Annotated in this window: 28 protein-coding genes; 12 read left to right on the plus strand and 16 right to left on the minus strand. The window is 43.7% G+C overall.

All coding sequences use genetic code 11. The features are described from left to right. Positions 1 to 642 precede the first annotated feature (642 nt). From VZ94_RS13370 to VZ94_RS13415, 10 genes are all read right to left on the minus strand, one after another. Positions 643 to 1,182, minus strand: a complete 540-nt coding sequence (locus VZ94_RS13370) for a hypothetical protein (RefSeq protein ID WP_045779603.1) — start codon at positions 1,180 to 1,182, stop codon at positions 643 to 645. Between the two features lie 174 nt (positions 1,183 to 1,356). Then, positions 1,357 to 2,196, minus strand: coding sequence for a hypothetical protein (locus VZ94_RS13375; protein ID WP_157844927.1), 840 nt, complete (start codon positions 2,194 to 2,196; stop codon positions 1,357 to 1,359). 176 nt (positions 2,197 to 2,372) lie between these two features. Next, positions 2,373 to 3,266 carry a hypothetical protein gene (locus VZ94_RS13380; protein WP_131655561.1) on the minus strand — a complete coding sequence of 298 codons (894 nt, stop codon included), beginning with the start codon at positions 3,264 to 3,266 and terminating at the stop codon, positions 2,373 to 2,375. A 39-nt stretch (positions 3,267 to 3,305) separates the two neighbouring features. Further along, a complete protein-coding gene (locus VZ94_RS29120; protein ID WP_439097736.1) occupies positions 3,306 to 4,175 on the minus strand; it encodes a thioredoxin family protein in 870 nt (289 codons plus the stop codon). Continuing rightward, positions 4,154 to 4,366 (minus strand): hypothetical protein, encoded by a 213-nt coding sequence (locus tag VZ94_RS29125; protein ID WP_045779607.1) that lies wholly within the window; start codon positions 4,364 to 4,366, stop codon positions 4,154 to 4,156. The genes VZ94_RS29120 and VZ94_RS29125 overlap by 22 nt, the downstream gene beginning before the upstream one ends. A gap of 10 nt (positions 4,367 to 4,376) precedes the next feature. Beyond that, positions 4,377 to 5,258: a cytochrome c biogenesis protein CcdA gene (locus tag VZ94_RS29130; protein ID WP_045779608.1), complete on the minus strand. Its 882-nt coding sequence runs from the start codon at positions 5,256 to 5,258 to the stop codon at positions 4,377 to 4,379. Between the two features lie 54 nt (positions 5,259 to 5,312). Beyond that, positions 5,313 to 5,792, minus strand: coding sequence for a DUF3570 domain-containing protein (locus VZ94_RS29135; RefSeq protein ID WP_338040406.1), 480 nt, complete (start codon positions 5,790 to 5,792; stop codon positions 5,313 to 5,315). Beyond that, on the minus strand, positions 5,743 to 6,546 hold the full coding sequence (locus VZ94_RS13405) for a DUF3570 domain-containing protein (RefSeq protein WP_045779610.1): 804 nt from the start codon (positions 6,544 to 6,546) through the stop codon (positions 5,743 to 5,745). The genes VZ94_RS29135 and VZ94_RS13405 overlap by 50 nt, the downstream gene beginning before the upstream one ends. A 54-nt stretch (positions 6,547 to 6,600) precedes the next feature. Then, a complete protein-coding gene (locus VZ94_RS13410; protein WP_239649925.1) occupies positions 6,601 to 6,771 on the minus strand; it encodes a DUF4266 domain-containing protein in 171 nt (56 codons plus the stop codon). Positions 6,772 to 6,824: 53 nt separating this feature from the next. After that, positions 6,825 to 7,337 carry a TlpA family protein disulfide reductase gene (locus tag VZ94_RS13415; protein WP_052700526.1) on the minus strand — a complete coding sequence of 171 codons (513 nt, stop codon included), beginning with the start codon at positions 7,335 to 7,337 and terminating at the stop codon, positions 6,825 to 6,827. A gap of 520 nt (positions 7,338 to 7,857) precedes the next feature. Here VZ94_RS13415 and VZ94_RS23060 point away from each other — a divergent pair. The 4 genes from VZ94_RS23060 to VZ94_RS23075 all read left to right on the plus strand — a co-directional run bounded on the left by VZ94_RS23060 (position 7,858) and on the right by VZ94_RS23075 (position 10,054). Next, the gene (locus VZ94_RS23060; RefSeq protein ID WP_052700527.1) at positions 7,858 to 8,604 is read left to right on the plus strand and encodes a TonB-dependent receptor family protein; all 747 of its coding nucleotides are present in this window, start codon (positions 7,858 to 7,860) and stop codon (positions 8,602 to 8,604) included. An 88-nt stretch (positions 8,605 to 8,692) separates the two neighbouring features. Next, positions 8,693 to 9,337, plus strand: a complete 645-nt coding sequence (locus VZ94_RS23065; protein ID WP_052700528.1) for a TonB-dependent receptor domain-containing protein — start codon at positions 8,693 to 8,695, stop codon at positions 9,335 to 9,337. Then, positions 9,321 to 9,533 carry a hypothetical protein gene (locus VZ94_RS25990; RefSeq protein WP_052700529.1) on the plus strand — a complete coding sequence of 71 codons (213 nt, stop codon included), beginning with the start codon at positions 9,321 to 9,323 and terminating at the stop codon, positions 9,531 to 9,533. Before VZ94_RS23065 ends, VZ94_RS25990 begins: the two co-directional genes overlap by 17 nt. Further along, positions 9,518 to 10,054, plus strand: coding sequence for a TonB-dependent receptor domain-containing protein (locus VZ94_RS23075; protein WP_052700530.1), 537 nt, complete (start codon positions 9,518 to 9,520; stop codon positions 10,052 to 10,054). Before VZ94_RS25990 ends, VZ94_RS23075 begins: the two co-directional genes overlap by 16 nt. 227 nt (positions 10,055 to 10,281) lie before the next feature. Here VZ94_RS23075 and VZ94_RS25995 read toward each other — a convergent pair whose 3' ends face one another. Continuing rightward, a complete protein-coding gene (locus tag VZ94_RS25995) occupies positions 10,282 to 10,422 on the minus strand; it encodes a hypothetical protein (RefSeq protein WP_192828648.1) in 141 nt (46 codons plus the stop codon). Positions 10,423 to 10,846: 424 nt separating this feature from the next. On the opposite strand from VZ94_RS25995, the gene VZ94_RS29140 reads away from it, so the two are divergent. The 4 genes from VZ94_RS29140 to VZ94_RS13435 all read left to right on the plus strand — a co-directional run bounded on the left by VZ94_RS29140 (position 10,847) and on the right by VZ94_RS13435 (position 13,408). Beyond that, the gene (locus VZ94_RS29140) at positions 10,847 to 11,659 is read left to right on the plus strand and encodes a hypothetical protein (RefSeq protein WP_239649926.1); all 813 of its coding nucleotides are present in this window, start codon (positions 10,847 to 10,849) and stop codon (positions 11,657 to 11,659) included. A gap of 67 nt (positions 11,660 to 11,726) precedes the next feature. Then, positions 11,727 to 12,254: a hypothetical protein gene (locus VZ94_RS29145; protein WP_239649927.1), complete on the plus strand. Its 528-nt coding sequence runs from the start codon at positions 11,727 to 11,729 to the stop codon at positions 12,252 to 12,254. Between the two features lie 102 nt (positions 12,255 to 12,356). After that, positions 12,357 to 12,911: an FMN-binding protein gene (locus VZ94_RS13430; RefSeq protein ID WP_045779612.1), complete on the plus strand. Its 555-nt coding sequence runs from the start codon at positions 12,357 to 12,359 to the stop codon at positions 12,909 to 12,911. After that, the gene (locus VZ94_RS13435) at positions 12,911 to 13,408 is read left to right on the plus strand and encodes an Aq_1264-related membrane protein (RefSeq protein ID WP_045779613.1); all 498 of its coding nucleotides are present in this window, start codon (positions 12,911 to 12,913) and stop codon (positions 13,406 to 13,408) included. The genes VZ94_RS13430 and VZ94_RS13435 overlap by 1 nt, the downstream gene beginning before the upstream one ends. A gap of 5 nt (positions 13,409 to 13,413) precedes the next feature. On the opposite strand, the gene VZ94_RS13440 is transcribed toward VZ94_RS13435, so the two are convergent. Further along, positions 13,414 to 14,343 (minus strand): AEC family transporter, encoded by a 930-nt coding sequence (locus tag VZ94_RS13440; RefSeq protein WP_045779614.1) that lies wholly within the window; start codon positions 14,341 to 14,343, stop codon positions 13,414 to 13,416. Between the two features lie 101 nt (positions 14,344 to 14,444). Between VZ94_RS13440 and VZ94_RS13445 the strand changes: the two genes are divergently transcribed. The 4 genes from VZ94_RS13445 to VZ94_RS13460 are packed head-to-tail and all read left to right on the plus strand — an operon-like array spanning position 14,445 to position 17,327. After that, the gene (locus tag VZ94_RS13445) at positions 14,445 to 14,837 is read left to right on the plus strand and encodes a rhodanese-like domain-containing protein (protein ID WP_045779615.1); all 393 of its coding nucleotides are present in this window, start codon (positions 14,445 to 14,447) and stop codon (positions 14,835 to 14,837) included. A gap of 22 nt (positions 14,838 to 14,859) precedes the next feature. After that, a complete protein-coding gene (gene pyrF / locus VZ94_RS13450; protein ID WP_045779616.1) occupies positions 14,860 to 15,585 on the plus strand; it encodes an orotidine-5'-phosphate decarboxylase in 726 nt (241 codons plus the stop codon). Between the two features lie 40 nt (positions 15,586 to 15,625). Next, entirely contained in the window at positions 15,626 to 16,357 is a 732-nt protein-coding gene (locus VZ94_RS13455; RefSeq protein WP_045779617.1) for a sulfite exporter TauE/SafE family protein, read from the plus strand. 7 nt (positions 16,358 to 16,364) lie between these two features. Then, complete coding sequence (locus VZ94_RS13460) at positions 16,365 to 17,327, plus strand: sigma-54 interaction domain-containing protein (protein WP_045779618.1); 963 nt, start codon at positions 16,365 to 16,367, stop codon at positions 17,325 to 17,327. Between the two features lie 33 nt (positions 17,328 to 17,360). On the opposite strand, the gene VZ94_RS13465 is transcribed toward VZ94_RS13460, so the two are convergent. The 4 genes from VZ94_RS13465 to fae all read right to left on the minus strand — a co-directional run bounded on the left by VZ94_RS13465 (position 17,361) and on the right by fae (position 19,996). Then, positions 17,361 to 18,410 carry a hydantoinase/oxoprolinase family protein gene (locus VZ94_RS13465; protein WP_045779619.1) on the minus strand — a complete coding sequence of 350 codons (1,050 nt, stop codon included), beginning with the start codon at positions 18,408 to 18,410 and terminating at the stop codon, positions 17,361 to 17,363. A gap of 8 nt (positions 18,411 to 18,418) precedes the next feature. After that, positions 18,419 to 19,024 carry an ATP-grasp domain-containing protein gene (locus VZ94_RS24535; protein WP_082081649.1) on the minus strand — a complete coding sequence of 202 codons (606 nt, stop codon included), beginning with the start codon at positions 19,022 to 19,024 and terminating at the stop codon, positions 18,419 to 18,421. Continuing rightward, complete coding sequence (locus tag VZ94_RS24540; RefSeq protein WP_131655562.1) at positions 18,987 to 19,400, minus strand: hypothetical protein; 414 nt, start codon at positions 19,398 to 19,400, stop codon at positions 18,987 to 18,989. The genes VZ94_RS24535 and VZ94_RS24540 overlap by 38 nt, the downstream gene beginning before the upstream one ends. Positions 19,401 to 19,480: 80 nt before the next feature. Continuing rightward, positions 19,481 to 19,996, minus strand: coding sequence for a formaldehyde-activating enzyme (fae, locus tag VZ94_RS13475; RefSeq protein ID WP_045779620.1), 516 nt, complete (start codon positions 19,994 to 19,996; stop codon positions 19,481 to 19,483). Positions 19,997 to 20,070 lie beyond the last annotated feature (74 nt).

Consider the following 20,070-nt stretch of genomic DNA (forward strand, 5'->3'; position numbering starts at 1 on the left):
GAAAAATATTAAGACAATACGAGTTAGTAAATTCACCGGTATTATCCGCCCCCTCTGCGGAAACATAAGCATTAAAAGCAGACAATTAATAACTGCTTCAACAATAACAATTTTTCTTTATCAGCAACGTAACTACTTCGTTAAAGTCCTGTAGATAACGAGTGTGTTGATTTCGACGTTTGTAGTCAGTAAGAACAGCGTCTGAAGAGAAAGTGGGGCGAAGTTAACATTTTTTTTAAAGCTTTCGCAATTCTAAAAAGCTAAGTATAGGCTGTGCGGGATGTGGTTATAGGTGCGATGGAACTGAAGTGAGACTTTTTGTTGAAGTCCAGCATGGTTTGAGTTCAGGTATTTAGAAAGCGTTACCGTTAACAAAGCTTATTGATTAAAGTCGCACTTTAAGTCATAGCAGGTCGCATGAGATTGTATTTATAGTAGGTGCAGATGTCCGCATAAATCGAATGAATTAGCACCTACCTAACGAGTTTATTTTTTGCTTAAGGCGCAGGACACTGATTAGTTGGCGTTACATAGATATTATCGAATCTATGTGTGGTCAGTGCATCGGTTCCGTTAAAACCCATTAAGCCAATACGACCTTGGCTAATCGGTGCATCATCTTGATAAGTAAATACTTTACTGTCATTTAGATAAAAAATTTAATGTGCTGCCGACCGCAGTAATCCGCATTCGATTGCCTTTGTTTGCGCACTGTAATTTATCAGAAGGTGTCCATGTGGCGATGTCTATTAAACTGCCATTGACTTGCTTAAATATTCTAAATTCCTTGCCAAATTCACCTACTAGGCAATCCGCTCTTATGCCAAACGCATAACCTGTACCTGTGCCAATATTGCGATTACGATAAAAATCTGCGCTGGCTCTAATTAACGCAAAGCTAGGGTAGGTGTTGTTACTTTTAACCAATACCCGGTAGTCTAAATCTTGGTATTCAGCGCCACTATACGTTGATACATAGGCTTCATCAGCGATAGAGCCTCTTTTGGCTTTGGCTTGATAGTAATGGTTATCTTGATTGCCTAGCACTTTCCAGGAACCTTTAGCTTGCGGTTCCCAACCGGGCGCTGTGCTTAGCTCAAAATCCTGCTCGTAGATGTCAGCCATGATGAGGCCAGACCAGCTCAATAAAGCGAATAGTTTTATTGCATTCGATAATTTCATTTTTGCTCCAATAAGGTTAGGATTTTAGGCCACACACTTTAAGTCGGGACAGGGGATTTAGAGTGCAGGTGTTGGCAGCAGGGACGCTGCCGCCAAGCCTACAGGGATGTATTCACGGCATCCTGTACTCTAAATCCCCTGTCCAAACTTTCGCTGGTCGCCGGATTTTAAAGGCTATTTCAGACACGTATCTTCCGGTGCTAGACTAACAGAGCGCATACCAATAAGGCCTTCATAGTGGACTTTCACTGTGCAAGGCACTTCGCTTGCATTGAGCGTGAATTTTTTCGTCCAATTTCCTGTGATGTTAAGAATGAGGGTAACGGGTTGACTTATCTCAGTACCTTTAGCACTCGTCACAGACATTGTTAATGTTGATAAAGCAGCTTGACGCTGGGTAGACGTCAAATGGCTAGGGAACGTCACCGAGCCGTTAAGTGTGAGGGTGTTATTAAGCCATTGTGCGCCTTGTAACTGGAAGCTTTCGATGTATTTGGTATTGGTAGTGCGCGCTGGCCAAACGCGAATATGTGCTTTAACAGTGTTTGACTTTAGCGAGCGCTTATCTCCGGTTTCTCGGACATAAAATTTGATGGCATAGGTTTTGTTGGCTTGGTCATAAGTCGGTAACCATTTGAAATCTATCGTTGGTAAACCATTTTTACTATAAATATCGGACAGGGTGTGGCCTTTAGGTGCTGTACCGTGTAAGGCAAATGTATCGTCTTCATTATCCCTAACTTGCAACGGGATTATTAAAGCAGATTCGCCGACGGTAATATCCCATTTTGAGTTAATGGCGTTGAGGACTGGCGGGGTATTTGTTTCTACTTTAATAGAACTTAAAAAGGCTTTTAAGCCTTCAATAACACCTAATGGTGATCTGGCGGCTTCTAAGATGCCGGGTTGGTAACCTGAGCCTGAGTTATTCAGGTGACAATCTGTGCAACCTGTCGCACCTGTTGGCGCTATATAGGTTGCATAAGCTAACGCGTCGTGTGCTGATAAGGTCAAGGTTGCGAGTGTTAATAAGTGCAGATACTTTATGTGGCGGTTGATACTCATAAAAAAGTTATAAAAATGTGTGGAAAGTACCAGGAAACCTTATTAACAAGTGCTTGTGGTGTCATCTGCATAAACTGAGGAGTCCAAAACATGTTTTGGACTCCAACAAAAAGAGAATAGCTGGGCTATTTCACACACGTGGCTGCCGGTGCTAGGCTGACAGAACGCATACCAATCAATCCTTCATAATTGACTTTCACCGAGCACGGTACTTTGCTGGCGCCTAGCGTGAATTTCTTAGTCCAAGTTCCGGCGCTGTTGGGGGCGAGCTTAACTGGTGTGCTAACAACTTTGCCATTAGCGCTAGAAACACTCATGGTTAATTTAGCTAAAGCTGCTGTGCGTTGGGCTGCCGTTACATTGCTTTTGAACGTTACTAAGCCGGTCAACGTCATGGCGTTACTTTTCCATTGTGCGCTTTGCAATTGGAACGTTCCAACTTGTTTTGTCGCAGTTTTACGGGCAGGCCATACTTTAATGAGTGAAGTAATCGTATTGGATTTTAATGAACGCCCATCACCGGTTTCTTGGACATAAAGCTTGACGGTATAAGTTTTGTTCGCTTGCGCGGCAGTAGGCGACCATTTGAAATCAACGGTGGATAAGCCGTTTTTGATATAGACATCAGAAACACTATAACCGGTTGGGGCGGTGCCATGTAAAGCAAAGCTGTCGTCTTCTGCATCAGTAACTTGTAATGGTATAACTAACGCTGATTCGCCAACGGTGATGTCCCATTTTGAGTTAATTGCATGGAGAACAGGTGCGGTATTGGTATTGCCAGTATTGTTTTTTGCCTCTATAAATTTTTTCAAGCCTTCAATTTCGCCCGAATTCCACGCATCTAATACGCCCGATGTATAGCCGTTACCTTCTAGGTCTCTATGGCAATCTAAACAACTTTCGGCACCGGTCAGTGGGACGTACTCTTCTCTGGCTAAAGCCGTGCCGGTTAATAAAGATGATGCGGTCAGTAATAATAAACCTGACCATTGTTTGTGCGTAGTTTGGGTACTCATAAATTTCACTCAATTACTTTAATGTGGATGGGAGATGTATTAGCTCTTTGGAAATAGTTGCTTGTCGGTTAGAACGGATACCATTTTTTGAGTCGCCTGGTAATCAGTTCCTGACCAAGCGAGCTTGCCGTCAGGCGTTAAAATGGCGAAATAAGGCAAGCCTATTTTTAGGTGTCTATGTTCTGGTTTTGCGCGAAATGCTTCAAACTCTGGCTCTTTGTCTACTAATTTGACGACAATGGCATCGTTGCGTAAGGCTGAGTGCAGCGCTGTATTGTTTTTCACTTCCTCTTTGAAAGCGGCGCAGTTAGCACACCAACTCGCATAAAAATCGATAAAAATCGGCTTTTTAGTTTGTTGGGCTAATTTTTGCGCGGCGGCATAACTTCTATGCCAAGTGATACCGGCTTCTTCTTCGATGCCATGAACTGTAGCAACATTGCTGACACCGTGTAGGTGTTGGCTGCTTGTGGCTGCATGGGCTTGGCTTAAATGAGGTAACGGTAATTGCTCTAAGCTTGAAATGACAAGCCATACGCCTAGTAATAAGGATAAAACGCCGCAAAAATGATGCAGCTTTTGATTAGGAGGGGCGTCATTTGGCAACAGACTCAATACATTGCAATGTACCACTGCAACCCAAATCGCCACCATGCTGAATGCTAACGCTAATGTGGTCGCATCGTTTGCACCTAATACGCCCATTCCTTTATGGAAATACGTGTAAGCGAAGTACAAAATCATAAAACCAAAGGCGTATTTGACTTTGTTCATCCAATAGCCCGCTTTAGGCAATTTTTTGAATTTCACGACGCTAATTATGAAGAACGGCATACCGACACCGGCACCAAAGCCTGCCATCATTACGCTGCCAGAGGCCGCGATGCTTAAACGTCCCCAAAAGGACAGTTCTTGACCGGTAAGGCTAGTGCATCTGCTTGTTCAGCAATAGCATCGGCCACTTGTAGTAACAGTGCGAAGACAATAGGGCCTACACAAGGGGAAATGACTAGCCCCGCGACCGCACCCATGAGCCAAGTGCCGGTTAACCCTTTGACTCGGGCAGAATGCTGGTCAAGCGAATGCACTTCATTTTGCATAAACGCGAGTTCATAAAATCCCAGCAACGATAATGCAAAAAAATGCGAAAAACGCGGCGAAGGCCAGGTTAATCGTTGCTGATTGCATAAACGCATTAAACGCACCGCCAGTCATGCCAGCCACCAAACCTAGCACCATGTATGTGCCGATAATGCCAACAAGATAAACCAAAGCGTGTAATTTTTCTTTTTCGGCAATGCCGCCTGCGCGGTTTAAGATAAACATGGAGGTAATAGGCAGCATTGGGTAGACGCAAGGTGTGGCTACCGATAACAGGCCTGCTAAGAACATCAACGCGAACATCAACGCTGTGTTGTTTTTATTGTTCTCAAAGACTTTAAGCAACTTATCCATTAGACCAGTGCTTTGCTCTTCAGTGCTAGCGGCTTGACTTTGGTTATTACTGCTTGTTTGAGGCGATGTTGCTACAGCGGGTAGTGATAAGTCAAGACTGGCTGTTTGTGGGCGGTAGCACACATGCGTTACATCATTACAAAGCTGATAACGCACTGTTAATGGTACGCTCGCTTTAGTGGGTGCTGGCGCTTGCTGTGCCGGTGCTAGTGTTAGCGTAAACTCAGATTGACCACGCAGCACTTGCGCGGCGACTTCTTGGTCATAAACGCCTGTTGGTTTTTCGACGTTAGTAATGGTAAGACCCGCAGCGGCAAGTTGGGCATCGGGGTCTAATGCTACCGGTATATAAATATTCTTATCGCCTGCATTAAGATAAGCATGATGGTCTGCTGGTACGGTTAATAGCAACGTGTATTCAGCAGGCCACTGGGCAATATTTTTAGGCGATAAGGTCAAATCCGCTTTTGGACTTTCCGCTAGGGCTGCGGCTGCTAGCAGCAACCACAACAGCGTAATTGAGACGAGTTTATTCATAGTGTTATCTCCAGTGTCTGAAGTGCGTTTAAGCGTTCTATTCAACATGGTTAGTTAAAATTTAAGATTAAACGAAGCTGTAAGCAGGTAATAACTGAAGTCAGCAAAGTCTCCCAACGAATTGCCGCCAAGTTCATAACCCGCACTGTGATCGTAATACTCAGCGCCTATTTGAAATTTTCCTTCATGTAAATTCTTGATACCATTGAAATTTTTAACAAATTTTAAGCCACCAGTGAAAGCACCAAAACCTTGTAAGCGGTAATCGCTCGAATACACGGTTTCTTTGAGGTTAGTGGCAACCGGGCGGTAGAAGCTTGCTGCATCTTGCGAGTAATAACGAAAACGCGGCACAACAAGCCAACCTGCTGCAATAGGCTGATGCCAACTGATTTCGGTTGTAAATGTATTCATATCCCAGTCGTCGGTACTAAACCGGTAATCGACATGTAACGCAGCATGATTGAATTGGCCAAAGTGACGTCTATACTGGGTTAACCAGGACCACTGGAATTTTTTCTTCAGGGCGGGTATCGTTTCTTAAATCAAGAAAATCATTACCGTCAAAAAAGGCGACCTTTTTGTAGGGGTCTGATAGATAACCGGTGTTATAGGCAAAAGTCATGTTATTTTGAACGATAGAGTCCTTATCGATAATTTGCGAAACGCCAATCAAGTACTGCTGGGTAGTTTTGCTGCATTCCCAACCGCAGTCGCGGTTTCGTATTAAACCGGCTGAGACTTCGGTAGGATGAATTTTATCGAATGCTATCGATGCTCCTAGGTTTAACGTGGTTAATTTTTTATTAAAGTCTAGGCTTAAGTTGCTGTTGAAATAGCGAGAGGTGTAATCCCGTTCTTGCGAGAAGCCACCGCCAAATGCTAATGACGCTTCGTTAAAGAAGTAGGTTAATCCGCCGGTAATGCCGTCGCGCTGGTCGCAAATTGACTCGCCGCAATCGCTTTTAAGCGCGTTTTTAGACGCACCGCTAAGAATTTGTGAGATTTTGCCGTTTGCTTGTTTGTTATAGATGGGCGATGCTCCGCCCATAGTGTCACGAACGAGACTTAATGAGCCAGTCATAGCGCTGCCTATAGGTATGGAGCTTCCTAAGTCAAACGTATCAATTACCATACGCTCGCTACTTTCCTCGTAATGTGCGTACTGAAAATCTGTGTTGTAAGTTTCTTCTACGCGTCCTGCTTGTACGTCTTGGGATACGCCGGGTAAGGCAATGGCGGCTAGACTTAAGCACACCAGCGCTGACGACTTGGTATTTATTTTCATTGTTTAGGTCTGTTTTGAGTCAAGTTAGGTGATGAACAAACACAAATAAGTGGTTTAGTTGCAACCACAGCCACCGCCGCCACCGCCATAACCACCAAAGGCGGCTTCTTTACTAAACGCAGTATGTTGGCGAAAGCCGAATTCCAACGGGTCTGGGGTATAGGCCATGTGCGGCAGAGCTAGATTGCCGCGTTGTCTTGGCAGTACATTTGTGCAAGCAGCCATTGAAAACGCCAAAACGGCAACAAACAAAAGTTTACAAACATTCATAGTAGTCCTCACTCTGCCAGCAAGGCCGTGATCGTTTTTTCTAGCTCAACAATATCGCCACTGGTAAAGCCGTTATGAATATGTTTGACGATGCCGTGTTTATCGACAATGAAAGATGTTGGCATAGATTCAATGACATATTTGTCGGCCCATTCGCCTTTGCCATCGTTTAATAACGTAAAACCTACCGGTAACTCTTTAATAAATTCTTCTGCTTTGGCTTTGTCTTCGTCTAAATTCACACCTAGCACTTCAAAACCTTTGGCATGCAATTTTTTGTGTAAAGCATCCAGTAATGGAAATGAAGTACGGCACGGGGCACACCATGAAGCCCAAAAATCGATGTACAGCACTTTTCCTGCATAGTTTTTTAATTCTATGGGTTTATTGTCTTGTAATGAGGGTAGTACAAATTGTGGCGCTGGCTGACCGACTTCTAACGCATGAGTAACAATGGAAAAACTGGTTGAACTAATCAATGCGATGGCGAGTAATAACTTCTTTTTAGCTGTTGGTTTCATAAATTTCTTTCAGAATGGTTGTAGTTAGTCATCGATACGCTAGTTGGGTACGTCTCATCAAACGGGCTACCAACGTAAACCGGGACAAGGTATCCAGAGTGCATAACGCCATGGATGGCGTGTATTAGGGCAACGCAGGAGCAGTTGCCGATGACGCCGTGAATACATCCCTGTAGGCTTGGCGGCAGCATCCTTGCTGCCGACACCCGCACTCTGAATACCCCGCCCCTACTAAAGTGTGTAGCCAAAAATTAGTTAGTCAAAACGGCAACTTAAGGTTCAACACCCATAATTGTGCTTATAGCCCGTACGTCATGTTGCTGTTGTATTGGTTCTTCTTCTGTGATGTTTCTGCTTTCCAAGTTTCCAGCACATCATTAGGAGACATGCGCCAGAAAATCGCGTGTGTTTGCCACGCAAAAGCTGCGGCAATTTCTTGATTTTCTTTGCATCTATATCAATTTGTTATTAATAAATTAAAAAACTATGTATCAATTTCAATACTTTAAGGAGAACTTCTATGCTGCCGCCCAAATTTAAGCTATCAATTTGTTGGCAAATATCTTTAACTATCATTTTTAGTGCCAGTGTGCGCGCTGACGAACCGCCAGTGGATGGCGGTTCATCTGAAGCCCGAGAAATGCCTGTGGTCGAAATCGTTGGCGAATACGACAACTTGCAATATCTGCCTGGCGCCGCACATGTGCTACGGCAAGAAGATTTATTTGAAAATCATGTGTTTAATATCAATGAAGCATTAAGGAAAGTACCTGGAGTTATAGTCCGCGACGAAGAAGGTTTTGGTATGCGTCCAAACATTGGCATCCGTGGAATGAACCCGACACGCTCGACCAAAACCTTGTTGTTAGAAGATGGCATCCCGCTGTCTTACGCCCCTTATGGTGACAATGCCAGTTATTACCATCCGCCTATTGAACGATTTTCCAGTATTGAAGTGTTGAAAGGGCCTAGCCAAATACTGTACGGGCCGCAAACCGTATCAGGTACGATTAACTACTTAACACCAAAACCCCCCGTTAAGCCAAGCGGTTATCTCAGTTTTACTGGCGGCAACCGGGATTTTTACGATGGGCATTTCAACTACGGCGGAACAGTCGGTAAATTTGGCGGTTTGTTGGACATCACGCACAAAGAGAGCCAAGGTGCCCGCGACAACACACATTCGGACATTAATGACTACAACATCAAAGGCGTGTATGAAATTGATGCCCATCAAGCGCTTACTCTGCGCGGCAATTTTTTTTGAGGAAGACTCTCAAGTCACTTATTCCGGGCTGACAGATGCCGAATACAGGCAGCTTGGCGCCCGATATAACCCTTTTAAGAATGACTCTATGGTCACGCAACGCTGGGGGACTTCGTTGACACATGAATTAAATTTCACCGATAACATCACCCTGACCACCAATGCCTACTGGACACATTTCAACCGCGATTGGTGGCGGCAAGCCAGCACGACTACCGATTCCCAATGCGGTTCTGCCTTTACTGCAGCGCGATTGGCAGGCACAGTCGTCGATCCTGACAGTTGTGCGTCTTTTCAAGGCCGCTTACGCGAATATTACACCTATGGAGTAGAGCCTAGGCTACATATCAACCACCAAACCTTCGGTTTAGAAAATGAAACCGACATAGGTTTTCGCGCCCATTTTGAAGAACAGCAGCGTGTTCAGGAAAACAGCACATCACCCTTGGTCAGAAGCGGTACAGTCAGCGAAAACAATGACCGGGAAACAGACGCTTATTCAGGTTACTTGCAAAACCGCGTCATACTGGGTAGTTTTAGCCTTACACCTGGGTTGCGTGTCGAACATGTTGATTTTAGGCGGCAAAATAACCTGACTGATGCCAGCGGCGAAACTACCCTGACATCTGTATTGCCTGCTTTTGGCGCTACTTACAGCCCTGGTGACAAAATAACGGCATTTTTTCGGCTTCCATGGTGGATTTGCCCCGCCAAGGGTGGAAGATTCGATTAGTAACACGGGTAATGTCATTGATGTAAGCGCAGAGCGGAGTTGGAATTACGAAGTGGGCGTGCGCACTAAACCTGCTTTAGGCGCTAAATTGGATACGACTTTGTTCCATGCCGACTTCCAAAACCAAAATGCAGCTGGCAGCATTGCGGGAGGCTCCACGCCGATTGCATCAGGCGAAGCTTGTACCAAGGCATAGAATTTTTGGGGCGGCAGGATTTTGGCCAGTTATTCGGCACTGACCACAATGTTTATATTCAAGCTGCTTACACTTGGGTCGCTGAGGCCGAAATGACTTCAACTTTCCAATGTTTGGCCGTGGACGGTACGGTGCCGTCGGCTTGTGTGGGCGGTGTCGTGCCAGGAGCAAGCGTGGGCAACCGTTTACCGTATTCGCCAGAACATACCCTTGCCGCCACAGTAGGGTATTCACATTCTTCAGGCTTCGACATCCATTTTGAAACCGTGCTGGTCGGCGAGCAATTTAGCGATTTTGCCAATACTGAAAAAGCTGCAGTAGACGGCAACGGTCAATTTGGCAAGATTGATGAATATGTGATCGTGAATTTTGCGACCACCTACCATGTCAAGCCAATCAATACTGACTTCTATGTGTCGTTAAAAAACATGCTGGACGAAGAGTATGTAGTGGACCGGACCCGGGGTATATTGCCTGGCGCACCTCGATTAGTGCAAGCAGGCTTTAAAGTGAATTTTTAATGCTTGTTAATGATGGAGGAGGACCTGCCCAGTTTGCAGCGCTGGCATAATACCGGCGCTGTTGACCACACCACAATTTATATTTCAGCAATTAGTGATGAAGCAGCAAGCTGTTTAGTGAGATTTGTTCACCCTTTTTAAAATTGCAATATTTATTACTTTAGAAACATCATTAGCAACATTGCTTATCGCCGTCATTTACTCGCTTATGCGAGCCAGAAACTCCATCATAAAAGCGCTACCAAGGGAAGTTTAGCACAACCGTTTGCCAAAACGGCAACACCAATAAACGTAGTAACAATCACTGTCATCGCATATAAGTCAGCATCTAACTGATAGCGGTCGCAAAATAAGATACCTAACACCATACTAGGCATTGATAAATCAAGTACCGCCGCTTTCAGGCTGACCTCACGGTTTCCCCCTTGCGTTTCGTTACGGTTGTCGTTACTACTTCCCGTTATCTACTTTCAGATAATTAGTTTTAACCCATGCCGGGCACACTAATGCGGATTCACCGACAGGCAATCCGCCATTTCGGGGTACACCGATGGCGGTTTGCTAGCAAAAGTGCACCATGATCAGGTAAAACAGCCGGAAGTAGAAATCCAAATCAACGCTATTTCTGGCGCAAGCATAGGTGCTTTAAATTGCGCTGTCCTTGCTATCGCAACATTCATCAATATTGAATTTATAAACAAATAAATTTAAATATACAAATAACAATGATTTGCATTTATAAAATTAATTGAATTATAATCAAAACATGATTAATTATATGGAATATACCCCATGAAAAAGCACAACTTGTTATTAAGCAGCAGCATATCAACACTATTACTGAGCCTAGCTACGCCAACATTAGCTTTAGATAAGCCTAAAACAATGGAAGAAATGTGGGCAATTATTCAAGCCCAGCAAAAACAAATCGATGAAATGAAAGCATCAATGGACGCAGGTGCAGGCACTCATTCAGCACCGGCGACCGCTAGCGCATCTACCGATGTGAAAAAATTAGAACGTAAAACGGATGTCTTAAGCCAAGAAGTTGAAAAATTGCGTACTAATCTTTCTATTCCAGAAGAAGCTAAATATAAAAGCGCTTATGGCTTAGGCCCTGCAGCTTCTAAGGTTTATCAAGTTGGTAGAGGTTTATCGATTGGCGGCTATGGTGAAGCTAATTACCAAGCGATTACTGATGACAAAGGCACTGGTAAAAATAACGCAGATTTGGAACGATTAGTGTTATACGCCGGCTATAAATTCTCGGATCACATTTTGTTTAACAGTGAGATTGAATTTGAACATGCCACTACGGGCGAAGGCGCAGAAGAAAAAGGTGAGGTTTCGATAGAATTTGCCGCGTTAGACTTTTTTATTGACCCGCGCGCAAACATCAGAGCGGGTATGGTGTTATTGCCTATGGGGTTTATCAACCAAATCCACGAACCACCCTTTTTCTATGGCAACAATAGACCTGAAGTTGAGCGCCGCATTATCCCCAGCACGTGGCGCGAAATTGGTATAGGCTTATTCGGGCAAATCACACCAGAATTGACTTATACCGCTTATATTGTCAATGGCTTAAAACGCCAATGGCTTTAGCTCTAGCGGCATTCGGGATGGCAGACAAGCCGGTAGTCAAGCCGCATCAGAAGATTTTGGTCATGTCGTGCGTTTAGATTACGCGCCTAGAGCAATACCCGGCTTATCGATTGGCGGTTCTGGGTATGCCGGTTATGCCGGTCAAGACCAAGCGTTTGGCGGCCAAAAAGTTGATGTCATGACGCAATTATACGAAGGCCATTTACAATGGAAATATCGTGGCTTAGAAGTCCGAGCACTAGGTGCTTGGGGACATATCGACGATGCTGATATTCTTAGCGCGGCAGCAGGCGAAACCATTGGCTCAGAAAACTATGGCTGGTATACCGAAGTAGGTTATGACGTACTGCCATTGCTATTACGTTCTACCACACAATACTTAGCACCATTCTTCCGCTACGAACAATACGACACCATCGCCCAAGCACCAGTAGGCTTTGCTGATGATGAAACCAAAGACCGTGAAATTTGGCAATTCGGCTTGCAATATAAACCCATTCCGAATGTCGTCATAAAAGCGGATTATCGTAATTTCTCAGCGAAAAAAGGCACAGTACCCGACGATTTTAACTTAGGCTTTGGCTTTATCTTCTAGTTAGCCAAAAATCTAAACGGCTGTAGTATCATATACCCTAACCTGCCTTGCTATCTTTCACTAAACAGCAAGGCAGCTCTCAGTCGTTTATCGAAATACACCATGTTCTTATCTTATATTGCAAAACTTTTTGTTGTTTTATCACTTTCATTATTCACAATAACGAGCTATGCCACTGTTTTTTACAGCAAAAACGAAGCCATGGTATTAGCATTCGGTGAGCAGGCTAAAATCGAAACCCTGTCATTATTTCCAGACGAAACACAAGCCCATAATATAGAGGCACTGGCTAAAACTCAATTGGAGTCGGGCTTATTTACCTTTTATGTAGGTAAACAAGACGAAAAAATTTTAGGCTATGCCGCAATTGAAAGCAGTACCGTGCGAACTAAGCCTGAAACGTTAATGATTGTATTAACGGCTGATGGCGAACTACGCAATGTTTATACCTTAGCCTTCCATGAACCTCCAGAATATCAGCCACCGGAACACTGGTACGAACAATTAGCCAAACGCAAAATTGAAGACTTAGATTTAGGTCGCAGCATTGATGGTATTAGCGGGGCAACTTTAAGCACGCGCTCAACGCTTGCCGCTGTGCGAAAAGTCATGGCTGTTTATGAAATTATGCTAAAAAAATCTAAGGACCCACAGTAATGCGTTATTTTGTCTCAGGTGAACAACAGCGTAAGCGCTTATTAAATACCTTGGTATTGTTATTTTTAGCTTATATTGTTTTACTTTGGCTAAGTATTGGCTTGATGTATTTTCATCGCATGGAGCTAACACCAGAATCTGTCATTGCCTATTATTTAGGCTCGGAAGAACAATTTACCCAACCAAGAAGCTATGAAGGCATGTTGGAAGTCTCGCACTTTCATTTGTTCGCAATGGGAATGCTGGCAGTCACGTTAACTCACCTAATGTTGATGACCGAGTTCTCGATACCCTTGAAGATTTGGCTTAGCATCACTATTTATTTTTCAGCGATTGGCGATGAAGCAGCAGGCTGGTTAGTGAGGTTTGTTCACCCTTATTTTGCCTATTTTAAAATTGCAATGTTTATTACGTTAGAAACCTCATTAGCCACTCTGCTGATCGCGGTTATTTACTCGCTTATTCGAGCCAGAAAACTGATGGTGGATAATTCATAAAAGCGCTACCAAGGGAAATTTAGCGCAACTGTTTGCCAAAACGGCAATACCACTAGGCTCAGTAACGTAGTCACAATCACTGTCATCGCATATAGCTCAGCATCTAACTGATAGCGGTCACAAAATACAATACCTATCACCATACTAGGCATTGATAAATCAAGCACTGCCGCAATTTTATACTTATCCGCTAACGGTAATAACATAGCCAACGCTATTACCACTAGCGGCATTAACAATAATTTTATAACGACAGCAGGAAAAATGAGTGGGACATTACGAATATGAATACTGCGCCAATTCAATGCCAATCCTAATGAAAATAACATCAACGGCGCTACCGTACCTGATAATTTTTGTAGCAGCCCTTTAAGCCACTCTGGCGGCAACCAACCTAAATGCCCAAAAATTACTGCTAGCGCAGCCGCCCAAAAGGGTGGCGTATTAAAGAAAAGCCAATGCGAGCGCGAGGACTCTTGCGTATCAACGCCAAAATGCTTAGCCACCATCACACCTACCGTAAACAAAAACGGGGTCGCCGCAAATAAGTCCATTTGTATAACCACAGCACGCGACCAGTCACCGAGCACTTCTTGCAGCACAGGCAACCCTAAGTACGTGACATTAGGAAAAGCGGCCGCTAACATCACAGCACCTAATCGCCTGGATGGAAATTTAAATAAAATACCTATCATCCAAGCCAGACCTAGCGCTATCGCAATACTCGCCATACCTAGAAAGGTATAGTTTAATGCTTCTAAGCCTACAGGAGTTGTCCACAGCACGTCTAAGACTAATGCCGGTAATAAAAAATACAATACCACAGTGGTTAACACTAAACGCGTTTGTTCAGCGGCTAGCCCTGCTGGTTTTAGCTGCCGCCAAATAGCACCGCAAGTGATGAGCAAGGTCATCTGTATTAAGGTTGAATACATACCGTTAGAAAAATCCTCGATACTTTAATTTTATCATTCACCGTTAAATCAAGTTCCGGTAATATATCCCGCACTATTATTCATATTTCACAGGTGGGTTTATGTACATTACTCTTTTTCAACGCGCCTTAAAATGGCTTCTTAGCCTTGTTTTACTGCTTCCACTCACTTCACACGCCGAAGAAAACAGCATTAATGCTGAGCAAGCAGCTATGCTATCTAAGGATAAACAAGCGGTTATTATCGATGTTCGCGAACAAAACGAGTGGCAACAAAGCCATATTCCAAACGCAATCCACATTCCATTAAACGAATTGCCACAACGCCTATCAGAATTAAATCGCTTTAAGTCGAGCACCATTATTACACAATGTCGCTCAGGTAAGCGTTCAGCACAAGCCCAATCAGTATTAAAGAATGCGGGATTTACAACTGTGTTAAACTTAACCGGCGGCCTAAACGCCTGGCAAAGTGCCGGCCTTCCAACCGAATAATTATCCCTACCACCTTACCTTCATGTCGCAAACATTCATTTCTACCAAACCTATCCCTGTTCGAGAACGTCTGATTATGGCGTTAGACGTGCCAGGGATTCCTGAAGCTAAAGATTTAGTTAACGAGCTCGATGATTCTGTATTATTTTATAAAGTAGGTATGGAATTATTCATGTCCGGCAACTGCTTTGAATTCATCGAATGGCTAAAACAACGTCAGAAAAAAGTGTTTGTTGACTTAAAATTTTTTGATGTACCCGCCACAGTCGCCCGCGCTATCTCGGCATTAAGTAAAAAAGGCGTTGATTTTGCCACCATACACGGCAATGACGCGATGTTAGCCGCCGCTGCACAAAGCAAAAATGACTTAAAAGTCTTAGCCGTCACTGCATTAACTAGCCTGGACAAAGGCGATTTAACCGATTTAGGCTTTACCTGTGATGTGCATGAATTAGTGTTATCACGCGCTAAACGCGCCTTAGCCGTTGGTTGTGACGGGGTTGTTTCGTCAGGTCTCGAAGTAGCTATGCTCAGAGAAGCACTCGATCATAAATTGCTTATCGTTACACCGGGCATACGACCGGTAGATAATCAAGAGCAAGACGACCAAAAAAGAGTGGTCACGATAGAATCGGCCTTTGCCAATGGTGTGGACTACATCGTCGTCGGCCGACCTATACGCGATGCAGAATCGCCCAAAGGCATGGCAGAACACATGCAAACCCAGATTTCAACGCTATTTGCTTAAACCCAATCGGCGACTTCTACTTCGAGATTAATAACTGTATATGCCCTTTGACCCTGCTTTCACCAGCTCTTTTTTAGTTGCTTTCGCCATGGGCTTAGCCAGTAGTCTTCACTGCATAGGTATGTGTGGTTCGATTATAGGCACACTAACCCTAAGCCTATCGCCAGCTATACGCAATGATAAAATTCGATTATTTCCGTTTGTTTTTAATTACAACATAGGTCGTATTCTTAGTTACGGCTTAGCAGGCGCGCTTGTCGGATTTATTGAATCCTTAGCGACTATGCAAATGAGCGAAACGTTCGCTTATCGCTTAATGCAACTTTTATCCGCCCTTATTATGGCCTGCGCTGGTTTATATCTAGCCGGCTGGTTTCCTCGTTTTGCCTATATCGAAAAAATAGGTATGTATGTTTGGAAAAGCATAGAGCCTTTTGGTCGTCGCTTAATACCCGTTAAAAATCGTAGCCAAGCGTTTTTATTTGGCATGGTTTGGGGCTGGCTCCCTTGCGGCCTAGTGTACGCCGCACTCGCATTATCAGCGACTACAGGGGATACACTAAAAAGTATGCTAACAATGCTGTCTTTTGGTCTTGGAACTTTACCTGCAGTGATGGGTGTAGGTATAATGACGGGAATATTAACGAGGCTTTCTCAGATGAACCGATTCAAGCAACTCATAGGCTTGTTCATGATTGTCTTGGCCTTGTTAGCGGCTTTGCCATGGCTAAATCCTATGGCTATTACAACCCATTCTGCTATTCATTCATGAGGAACCTATGAATCATTTCAGTTCTATCGTTGGTCGCTCTCCCGCCTTAGATGCATTAATTCGTAGCGCAAAAATCGCTGCCTCGACAGATGTCACGATACTGATAAAAGGCGAAACAGGTACTGGCAAAGAAGTGCTAGCAAATGCTATTCAAAAAAGCAGTCCTAGAGCAAATAAGAAATTTATTACGCTTAATTGTGCTGCGTTACCTGAAGGTTTAATCGAATCTGAGCTATTCGGTCATAAAAAAGGCGCATTCACTGGCGCAAATTCAAACACTCAAGGCCTATTTAAGGCAGCTGATGGTGGCACAATATTCTTAGACGAAATTAACTCTCTACCGCTATCCATTCAAGGTAAATTATTACGCTTTTTAGACTCAGGCGAGTGCTTACCTGTTGGTGAGACCACCAGTTATAAAGTTGATGTCAGAATCTTAGCAGCGACTAACAAGGACTTGAATGATCAAATCGCTACCGGCGAATTCAGACAAGACTTATATTTCCGTTTAAATGTCGTTCCATTAGAACTCCCACCGTTATCCAAACGCGCTGAAGATATTGAGTTGTTGATTAAACACTTTATGACTATGTTTTCAGAAACCCACGCCATTGAAGCCCCGTCTTTTAGCAAATCTGCGTTAAAAGCGTTAAAAACACATCCTTGGCCCGGTAATGTGAGAGAACTGCGCAATCTGTGCGAAAGACTGTGTATTTTATTGTCAGGTCGTATTATCGAATTAGAAAATTTACCTAACGAATTTCGTAATTTTGAAGCCGTCAATATCAATCGCACACCAGGATTTACTCTCCCTGAAATGGGCATACAACTTGATTCATTAGAAGCAGATTTGATTTTCCAAGCCTTAGACCGCACCAAAGGTAATCGCAGCAAGTCTGCTAAATTGCTTGGCTTATCCCGCGACACTTTGTTATATAGAATGCAAAAGCATGGGTTTATTACCCATTAATGCTATCACTAAGCGCTTAAGCAAGAAGAACGCTTAGTCTGCAACCTCATCTTTCAGTAAATAAGCGATTGCCGCCGCCGGTGCGCAGTCGCTAACCATAAGATCTTCACTTAGCTCCGTAGAAACACACAACTCGGAAAAATCACAATATTCAGCCTTTAGACTTAAAGCCAAAGGTTTTAGTAAAAATCGCCCCACCCCGGCACCGACTAACACCCCGTCTTGCTCAACACCCGCTTTAACCAATACCTGCTCACTCGCTGACAATATCATTCTGACTTGCGCTGCCTTAAGCTGCTCAGCTAATTGCCGCCAACGCTGTAACTCGGACTCGCTGAAATCACAGCCTATCATACGAGATAAACGCCTTGCACTGGCTACAATGGTTTTTTCACCCCCATCAGCCGTCTCATATTGATCATGCGCCTCGATAAGCTCGCCTGTTATACGATAGACATCTGCCATTGTTGCAAAATGTTCTGCCATTAAACCAACGCTATGACCTTGGTCAATAACAGAATGAGCTATAGCCATCACAGGCGTCCTAACCACGCCGGTATATATCAGCTCTTTACTGATTAGCCGCTCATAATCAGTATAACCTTGCACAATAGGCAGGCCGTCTCTAAATGCTAATATATCTGTCGTTGTACTGCCTATATCAACCAGTAAACCATGACGACAGTGTTTTGCCACAAATTGCACACTAGCCAGCCAATTCGCTGAAGCAATACTAGGATAATGCTCTTGTTTTACATGCTCTACCGCCAAAAAACCAAGCTGCCCCGCATAAATGAATAAAGATTCTGAAGCAAGCAGCTCACGCATTGCGTCGATAATACCTTGAACACCGTGCTGCCTATCTAAAAAACAATCTGCTAATTCTCCTGTCATTGTCACACCATGACAGTAAGAATACTGAGGCAATTTAGCCTGTATCGAGCCAACCACGGCTGATAATGCCGCAATACCTTTCCACAACGGACAAGCTTGCTGAATAACCTGCTCCACTCCCGCATCAGTTAGCACCACTGCTTTAACATGCGCTCCACCGATGTCCCAGCCTAAATATGCTTTATCCATACATCTCTTTAAAGTTTCACACTAATAACGTCGTTTCGTTTAACATGTAAACACGGCTCAGCATCTAGCATTAATAATACTTGCTCAGCAATATTAATACCTGTTGCCCGCTCGATACCGACAAACGACGTAGTTAACCTAGGATTTATCTCCAACACCCAACAGCCTTCAGTATTTTCGATTAAGTCAATACCAATGTACCCCCACAACTCAGGAAAGGCTTGAGCTATTTGCTGCAATAGTTCAACATAAACCCTGTTAGGGCTTAACGCATTAACCAGAATCTGTCGCAGCTGATAACAACCTTGCACAAGCTCAAAATGCTGCTCATTAACACAGATTAACCACGCTAACCCATGACTAAACAACGCGCTTAAGCTAATTTTGCGACCTTGCAAGTGCGGCTGAACAATATATTTTTCGGCATCTAGCCCCTGCGTGTATAGCAACCACTGCTCACGCTTGACAACAAAACTGTCCATACAACCTACACCATCTATCGCTTTAACTATCCACTCATTACAACGAGCATCAATTTGAGCATCAACTAGTCGTTGCGTAGGTATTGTTTGAATCTCAAAGCGACATAAGCGCTGATAGGTTAAAAAATTTATTCGCCGTTAAGCTAACAGCATCAGCAGGAGACGATAACAACCGCTTACCTGCTGATTGAACAGTGTTACACACCAAAGCCAACAAATTATCAAACTCAGGCGCAATAGGCCATACCGCATCGCATTCGTGAGTTGATTTTACTAATAACTCTAACCAATGCTGCCCAGATTCAAGCACAATCGGCTCTGCATTAACTAAATTAATAGCATTGACAACCCGTTTATCTAACATTACTAATACTGTAACTGAAGGCAAACGCGTTAATAATGCTAATAACTCAGTCAACATAAGCCTAGCTTCTGCAAACAAAGATTCTGGCAGTTCTTGATTATTCAAACCACCACCTGTAACGTACTCAAAAACCAGGATTTTCATAGCCGTCATAGACAAAAACACTAGAACAAAAAATACCCCGATAAACGGGGTATTTTTTATGGAATCGATTAAGAAACCGATTATTGGTTGTTAACTGCAAATGGGTGTTTGGCTTCTTTTTTGCCAGCAACCACTTCAGCCGCAGTTGGAGAACCAGAAACAGCACGTTTAAGAGCTTCTTTAGTCGCTTGGTAGTTGAAAGACTCGATTTTAGCGTCGTCTTCAGCCATCCAGTGAATAAATACACCGACAGATACGAATAAATCATCGGCTTCGTCAGCAGGAATAGTGCCATCTTCAACACAATCTGCAACAGCCATCGCAACAGCGCGTTGAGCAGGTCCAAACATTTGAACAGCTTGTTTTGAACCTTTAATAGTAACTTTGTTGAACAAAATAGTGGCTGGTTTTACCATCAAGTTTGGCGCAACAACGGCTAATAAAGTAGAGAAACCGTCTTTATTGTTTGTTAATGCATTGGCAAACGCAGATTCAGCAGCTGTACCGCGTGGCCCAATGATTAAATCGATATGAGCAATTTCGTTGCCTTCACCTACTAAAGATTCACCAACGCACAATTTAGTGATTTTCGCCATGTTAGTTTCCCCTGCGAAGAATTAAGATTAATAAAATAGCTTAAAGCGCTAACAAGCGCCGTTTTATTCGTTCA

It is taken from the genome of Methylocucumis oryzae, from assembly GCF_000963695.1.
GTDB classification, from domain to species: Bacteria; Pseudomonadota; Gammaproteobacteria; order Methylococcales; family Methylomonadaceae; genus Methylovulum; species Methylovulum oryzae.

Bases quoted from the DNA above. Each gene is read 5' to 3' on its own strand.
- VZ94_RS13370 (WP_045779603.1), bottom strand. From the start codon at position 1,182: ATGAAATTATCGAATGCAATAAAACTATTCGCTTTATTGAGCTGGTCT.
- VZ94_RS13380 (WP_131655561.1), bottom strand. From the start codon at position 3,266: ATGAGTACCCAAACTACGCACAAACAATGGTCAGGTTTATTATTACTG.
- VZ94_RS29125 (WP_045779607.1), bottom strand. From the start codon at position 4,366: ATGCAAAATGAAGTGCATTCGCTTGACCAGCATTCTGCCCGAGTCAAA.
- VZ94_RS29130 (WP_045779608.1), bottom strand. From the start codon at position 5,258: ATGAATAAACTCGTCTCAATTACGCTGTTGTGGTTGCTGCTAGCAGCC.
- VZ94_RS13405 (WP_045779610.1), bottom strand. From the start codon at position 6,546: ATGAAAATAAATACCAAGTCGTCAGCGCTGGTGTGCTTAAGTCTAGCC.
- VZ94_RS13410 (WP_239649925.1), bottom strand. From the start codon at position 6,771: ATGGCTGCTTGCACAAATGTACTGCCAAGACAACGCGGCAATCTAGCT.
- VZ94_RS13415 (WP_052700526.1), bottom strand. From the start codon at position 7,337: ATGAAACCAACAGCTAAAAAGAAGTTATTACTCGCCATCGCATTGATT.
- VZ94_RS23060 (WP_052700527.1), top strand. From the start codon at position 7,858: ATGCTGCCGCCCAAATTTAAGCTATCAATTTGTTGGCAAATATCTTTA.
- VZ94_RS23065 (WP_052700528.1), top strand. From the start codon at position 8,693: ATGGTCACGCAACGCTGGGGGACTTCGTTGACACATGAATTAAATTTC.
- VZ94_RS25995 (WP_192828648.1), bottom strand. From the start codon at position 10,422: ATGGTGTTAGGTATCTTATTTTGCGACCGCTATCAGTTAGATGCTGAC.
- VZ94_RS29140 (WP_239649926.1), top strand. From the start codon at position 10,847: ATGAAAAAGCACAACTTGTTATTAAGCAGCAGCATATCAACACTATTA.
- VZ94_RS13430 (WP_045779612.1), top strand. From the start codon at position 12,357: ATGTTCTTATCTTATATTGCAAAACTTTTTGTTGTTTTATCACTTTCA.
- VZ94_RS13435 (WP_045779613.1), top strand. From the start codon at position 12,911: ATGCGTTATTTTGTCTCAGGTGAACAACAGCGTAAGCGCTTATTAAAT.
- VZ94_RS13440 (WP_045779614.1), bottom strand. From the start codon at position 14,343: ATGTATTCAACCTTAATACAGATGACCTTGCTCATCACTTGCGGTGCT.
- VZ94_RS13445 (WP_045779615.1), top strand. From the start codon at position 14,445: ATGTACATTACTCTTTTTCAACGCGCCTTAAAATGGCTTCTTAGCCTT.
- pyrF (WP_045779616.1), top strand. From the start codon at position 14,860: ATGTCGCAAACATTCATTTCTACCAAACCTATCCCTGTTCGAGAACGT.
- VZ94_RS13455 (WP_045779617.1), top strand. From the start codon at position 15,626: ATGCCCTTTGACCCTGCTTTCACCAGCTCTTTTTTAGTTGCTTTCGCC.
- VZ94_RS13460 (WP_045779618.1), top strand. From the start codon at position 16,365: ATGAATCATTTCAGTTCTATCGTTGGTCGCTCTCCCGCCTTAGATGCA.
- VZ94_RS13465 (WP_045779619.1), bottom strand. From the start codon at position 18,410: ATGGATAAAGCATATTTAGGCTGGGACATCGGTGGAGCGCATGTTAAA.
- VZ94_RS24540 (WP_131655562.1), bottom strand. From the start codon at position 19,400: ATGAAAATCCTGGTTTTTGAGTACGTTACAGGTGGTGGTTTGAATAAT.
- fae (WP_045779620.1), bottom strand. From the start codon at position 19,996: ATGGCGAAAATCACTAAATTGTGCGTTGGTGAATCTTTAGTAGGTGAA.